The sequence below is a fragment of the Microbispora sp. NPDC046933 genome, from assembly GCF_040644635.1.
Classification (GTDB): Bacteria; Actinomycetota; Actinomycetes; order Streptosporangiales; family Streptosporangiaceae; genus Microbispora.
Map to the genome: position 1 here is coordinate 1 of NZ_JBEYWW010000131.1, position 1,091 is coordinate 1,091.

Sequence of the window (1,091 nt, forward strand, 5' to 3'; positions counted from 1 at the left end):
ACTAGGGCGCGTATCGGGTTGTGATCAATATTTGGGATTCGCCCTTGCGGCAGGGTCTGATCCGGTAGGTCGTCGTGTATGACGCGGGCCCAGCTGACAGACGAAGAGTGGGAGTTCATCGAGCCTTACCTGCCGATCGGCAGGTTCGGCCCGTACCCCGAGCGGCTGCGGCAGCAGTTCGAGGGCGTGATCTGGCGGTTCAAGACGGGCGGGCAGTGGCGGGAGATGCCGCAGGAGTTCGGCGCCTGGCCGACCGTCCACAACCGCTTCCGGCAGTGGAGGGATGCCGGCGTCTTCGAAGCCCTGCTGGAAGGGGCGATCGCGGAAGCCGCCAAACGCGGCGAGGTGGACTTATCCCTGGTCAGCGTGGACTCCACCACCGCCCGGGCTCATCACGACGCCGCCGGAATGCACCTGGGCCACGACCTTTTCACCGCGCTGGAGAAGGCCGTCGAAGAACAAAAGGGGGCGATCCGAAAGGACACCAGGAGCACAACGCCGCAAACGACCCCAGAGCAGAAGAACGGCGACGTACCCGGCACCGGCGCAAGCTCCGGCTGAAAGCCGCCCTGCTCGGACGCTCCAGAGGCGGGCAAACCAGCAAGATCCACCTTGCGGCCGACCGCAGGTGCCGTCCGCTGGCGTTCGTCTTGACCGCAGGGCAGGCCGCCGACAGCCCGCAATTTATCCCCGTGCTGAAGAAAGTACGCGTCCGGGTGCCCGTCGGCCGTCCCCGCACCCGGCCCGGCGCGGTCGCCGGCGACAAGGCCTACTCCTCCCGCGGCAACCGCGCCTACCTACGGAAACGGCGTATCAAGGCGGTCATCCCAGAGAAGAGGGACCAGGCCGCCAACCGGAAGAAGAAGGGCAGCAAGGGCGGCCGGCCCGTCAACCACGACACCGACCTCTACAAGGAGCGCAACACCGTCGAACGCCTGATCAACAAGCTGAAGGCCTGGCGAGGCATCGCCACCCGCTACGACAAGACCCCCGCGAGCTACCTCGCCGGCCTCCACCTCCGCGCCGCGATGATCTGGATCAAAGACCTCACCCGGACCACCCCTTGATCACAACCAAATACACGCCCTAGG

The 1,091-nt window shown here is 66.2% G+C and carries 1 pseudogene; it reads left to right on the top strand.

Annotated elements, in window-relative coordinates:
• Nucleotides 1-78 precede the first annotated feature (78 nt).
• A pseudogene (locus ABZ857_RS44335) lies at nt 79-1,067 on the top strand (IS5 family transposase).
• Nucleotides 1,068-1,091 lie beyond the last annotated feature (24 nt).